Annotated in this window: 3 protein-coding genes; 1 reads left to right on the top strand and 2 read right to left on the bottom strand. The window is 62.2% G+C overall.

What is annotated here, in order from left to right:
* Positions 1-1041, top strand: a 1041-nt coding sequence (locus tag CDO35_RS22745) for an aminotransferase (protein ID WP_099526827.1), incomplete at its 5' end; no start/stop codon positions are given.
* A 120-nt stretch (positions 1042-1161) separates the two neighbouring features.
* Here the strand turns inward: CDO35_RS22745 and CDO35_RS22750 are convergent.
* Together CDO35_RS22750 and CDO35_RS22755 are read right to left on the bottom strand one after the other, a co-directional pair.
* A complete protein-coding gene (locus CDO35_RS22750) occupies positions 1162-2178 on the bottom strand; it encodes an alpha/beta hydrolase (RefSeq protein WP_099526828.1) in 1017 nt (338 codons plus the stop codon).
* A gap of 36 nt (positions 2179-2214) precedes the next feature.
* Positions 2215-2415 (bottom strand): DUF2790 domain-containing protein (locus CDO35_RS22755; RefSeq protein ID WP_099526829.1); only part of this gene is annotated, 201 nt, incomplete at its 5' end.

The raw sequence follows: 2415 nt of genomic DNA on the forward strand, positions 1-2415 counted from the left end.
ATGAACCACGTGTTCTTCACCGGTTCGGGTTCGGAAGGCAATGACACCATGCTGCGTCTGGTGCGCCACTACTGGGCATGCAAAGGCCAGCCGAACAAGAAAATCATCATCGGCCGCGACAACGGTTACCACGGCTCCACCGTGGCCGGCGCCAGCCTAGGCGGGATGAAGTTCATGCACGAGCAGGGCGACCTGCCGATCTCCGGCATCGCGCATATCCCGCAGCCTTACTGGTTCGGTGAGGGCGGCGAGCAGTCGCCGGAAGAATTCGGCATCTGGGCGGCCGATCAGTTGGAGAAGAAGATTCTCGAACTGGGCGAAGGCAACGTCGCAGCGTTCATTGCCGAGCCGATTCAGGGCGCCGGTGGCGTGATCATCCCGCCGGAAACCTACTGGCCGCGCATCAAGGAAATCCTCGCCAAGTACGACATTCTCTTCGTCGCCGACGAAGTGATCTGCGGCTTCGGCCGTACCGGCGAGTGGTTCGGCAGCCAGTACTACGGCCTCAAGCCTGACCTGATGACCATCGCCAAGGGCCTGACCTCGGGCTACGTGCCGATGGGCGGACTGATCGTCAGTGACAAGGTGTTCGAAGTGATCGAAGCGCATGGCGACTTCAACCACGGCTTCACCTATTCCGGGCATCCGGTGGCGGCGGCGGTGGGGCTGGAGAACCTGCGCATTCTCAAGGACGAGGGCATCGTCGAGCGGGTCAAGGCAGAAATTGCGCCCTACCTGCAAAAGCGCCTGCGTGAGCTGGCCGATCACCCGCTGGTGGGCGAAGTACGCGGCGTCGGCATGCTTGGCGCCATCGAACTGGTGCAGGACAAAACCACGCGCAAGCGCTTCTCCGGTGATGTAGGCGTGGGCATGGTCTGTCGTGGCCACTGCTTCAACAACGGTCTGATCATGCGCGCGGTGGGCGACACCATGATCATTGCGCCGCCATTGGTGATCAGCCAGGTGGAAGTGGATGAGCTGGTAGAGAAAGCGCGCAAGTGCCTGGATCTGACCTGGGAGCAGGTGCGTAGCTTGGCGTGATCTCGCGGTACGGTGGGAGGGGCTTCAGCCGCGACAGGAACAACCCGCAGCTAAAAGCCGCCCCCAAAAAACGAAACCCCGCAACCGTTACCGGTGGCGGGGTTTCGTTTTTTCAGCCGCTTACTTGAGGCTGTTCTTCAGCGTCTGTGCTGCCTGATCCATGGCGGAGCGTACCGCCGGGACTTCGGACACCACATTGAGCAGGCCGTAGTCGTGGATCATGCCGTTGTAGCGCACGGCAGTCACCGGCACACCGGCGGCGTTCAGGCGGCGAGCGTAGGCTTCGCCTTCGTCGCGCAGCACGTCCATCTCGGCAGTCTGCACCAGAGCCGGCGGCAGACCTTTGAGTTGTTCGAGGCTGGCGCGCAGTGGCGAGGCATAGATCTCGTTACGCTGTTTCGGGTCGGTGGTGTAGTTGTCCCAGAACCATTCCATCATGCCGCGAGTCAGGAAGTGGCCTTCGGCGAACTGGTTGTACGACGCATTGTTGAAGTTGGCGTCGGTCACCGGCCACAGCAGCACCTGGGCGCGCAGTTTCGGCGTACCGGCTTCCTTGGCCTTGATGGCCACCACAGCAGCCATGTTGCCGCCGACACTGTTGCCGGCCACGGCCAGACGCGAACCGTCGACACCGATCTGACTGCCGTTGTCGGCGACCCATTTGGTCGCGGCATAGGCCTGGTTGATCGCGGTCGGGTACTTGGCTTCCGGCGACGGCGTGTAGTCGACGTAGATTGCAGCTGCCCCAGAGCCTACTACCAGATCGCGGATCAGGCGTTCGTGGGTCGGATAATCACCCAGTACCCAGCCACCGCCGTGGAAGAACATGAAGCCGGGCAGAATGCCGCGAGCGCCTTCAGGACGTACCACCTTGAGGGTGAGCGACTGGCCATTAACCTGGATCACCTTGGTGTCCACGATAATGCCGGACATATCCACCTGGACACTGGCCTGAGCCCCCACCAGCACAGCGCGGGCGTCTTTCGGCGAAAGGGTTTCCAGCGGTTGACCGCCACCGGCTGCCAGGGCATCGAGGAAGCCCTGGGTGTTGCGCTCCACACCGGGGCTGCCGGCGGCGAAGCTGCTGTTGATGGCCAGGGCGAGCAGCCCGGCGGTCAGAGTGCGAGAAATGTTCATGGTCAAGCTCCTGTCGATCAGTTGGGCTGCTGGTTGTCAGTTCTGGTTGGTGCAAGCGCTGGAGAGTTGTTCGTAGCCGAGAACCTCCACGTCACCCGCGCTGTTGCGGTAGGTCATCGTTGCCGTGACCACTTCGCACAGCGAGCTGTTAGGCACGTCGATGGAAATCACCTTGGCGATATCCAGGTTCTGGCCGTAGCGGTAGGGCGTGGCCTCGGCGCTGTGGGCGAGGGTGGT

It is taken from the genome of Pseudomonas sediminis, assembly GCF_002741105.1.
Taxonomy (GTDB): Bacteria; Pseudomonadota; Gammaproteobacteria; order Pseudomonadales; family Pseudomonadaceae; genus Aquipseudomonas; species Aquipseudomonas sediminis.

What these genes read in the sequence shown, in the direction of transcription:
- CDO35_RS22750 (WP_099526828.1), bottom strand. Translation starts at nt 2,178, where the DNA reads ATGAACATTTCTCGCACTCTGACCGCCGGGCTGCTCGCCCTGGCCATC.